Annotated in this window: 2 protein-coding genes and 1 pseudogene; 2 read left to right on the top strand and 1 reads right to left on the bottom strand. The window is 37.5% G+C overall.

Annotated features, from left to right (window positions below; all coding sequences use genetic code 11):
- Window positions 1–291 (top strand): annotated as a pseudogene (locus tag F8R90_RS22435) (photosystem II q(b) protein); the annotation flags it as partial.
- A 101-nt stretch (window positions 292–392) separates the two neighbouring features.
- Here the strand turns inward: F8R90_RS22435 and F8R90_RS22430 are convergent.
- On the bottom strand, window positions 393–542 hold the full coding sequence (locus F8R90_RS22430; RefSeq protein WP_190899310.1) for a PsaJ protein: 150 nt from the start codon (window positions 540–542) through the stop codon (window positions 393–395).
- A 427-nt stretch (window positions 543–969) separates the two neighbouring features.
- Here F8R90_RS22430 and F8R90_RS22425 point away from each other — a divergent pair, with 427 nt between their 5' ends.
- A complete protein-coding gene (locus F8R90_RS22425; RefSeq protein ID WP_230966627.1) occupies window positions 970–1,281 on the top strand; it encodes an isochorismatase family protein in 312 nt (103 codons plus the stop codon).
- Window positions 1,282–1,540: the final 259 nt, after the last annotated feature.

The following is a 1,540-nucleotide window of genomic DNA, read 5'->3' as shown; positions in this document are numbered from 1 at the left end:
TTCAACAACAGCCGTTCACTGCACTTCTTCCTAGCAGCATGGCCTGTAATCGGCATCTGGTTCACCGCCTTGGGTGTAAGCACAATGGCGTTCAACTTGAACGGTTTCAACTTCAACCAATCAATCATTGATTCTCAAGGTCGCGTTATCAGCACTTGGGCTGATGTAATCAACCGGGCTAACCTGGGTATGGAAGTAATGCACGAGCGTAACGCTCACAACTTCCCCTTAGATTTGGCTGCTGGTGATGTTGCTCCTGTCGCTCTGACTGCTCCTGCTATCAACGGTTAATTTTGAAGCATTAACTAAATAATAAAGCGCTCTCCCAAATTGGGAGAGCGCTTTTTAGTATCAACATTGATGACAACGCTTTTACATCATCACCGCTCATGTCATGGCATAGGATGGAAAAGAAGATCGGGGAAAAAATAATTAAAAATCGCCCAGGTAGAGAAGGCAACTGATATTGAAATAACAGCAAGAACAGGAGCAAGGGAAAGGTACTTAAGAAAATAGCCTTTTTGGTCGTTTGGTTTCTGCATATCGCACTCTGTAATGAATTAGTGAATGTAAGTTGAACTGGCGTGGCTAAACGAGAATTTATTTTTATGCGTTGCGTTTGGAAACTCCTGTATAGAATCACAAGTTAAAAATTTGTCTTACAATTCAATAATAAGAACGAATACTTCACTACACTTCTAACCAAAGACTGGATAAATATTAAATTAATTAGTAATCTGAAATACAAAAAATTATTTGTTATTACTAGTTATATGGGAATTCGACTTGAATTTTTAAAGCATACTGAGATAAAAATATTTGTTTAGTAAAGCTTTTATACTCACCACAAACATCAGGGATATAGAATCAGCTTGACCTATTTTCAGATGTTTCACTCAACCCAATGGGTAATTTGCACTCTCAATTATCACAATCGGTTTTTATAAGTTAGTAAGGAGAATAATCAAGATGAAACGAGCCTTATTAGTAATCGATGTTCAGAATGAATACTTCACTGGAAAACTTCCAATAACCTATCCATCAGGAAGCCTAGATAATATTCTTCAAGTGATGAATGTTGCTAATGAGCAAGGTATACCTGTAATTATCGTAAGACATACACAGCCACCAGAAAACTCTGCCATTTTTAAAAAGGGAAGCCCAGAATGGGAGCTTCATCCTGAAATTACCAAACGTCCATATGATCTACTGATTGAAAAAAGTTTGCCAGGAAGTTTTACAGAAACTGAGTTAGAGGCTTGGCTTAAACCTGGAGTTTAGACTAAAAGCGATAGGAGAGAACGCAAATCAAAAGAAATTAGAGGTTAAAAATATTATCTTGTCAGCCTTAAAGCATCCTGACCTTTAACAATTATTGTGTAGTATACCTATTCAGAAAACAATACAATAATGATAATCATAAAAAGGGTGGGAGAGAAACGAGCGTCGCTCGTTTCTCTCCCACCTCCCCCTATTCGATTATCATTATCAAATAGAGATTAGATGGGGAATGATCAAGAAAAAAAGGGGTGTCTGATTG

This window comes from Nostoc sp. NZL (genome assembly GCF_015714705.1).
GTDB lineage: Bacteria > Cyanobacteriota > Cyanobacteriia > Cyanobacteriales > Nostocaceae > Nostoc > Nostoc foliaceum_A.
Note: the sequence above shows the minus strand (reverse complement) of the source record. Positions and strands in the feature narration are given on the sequence as shown.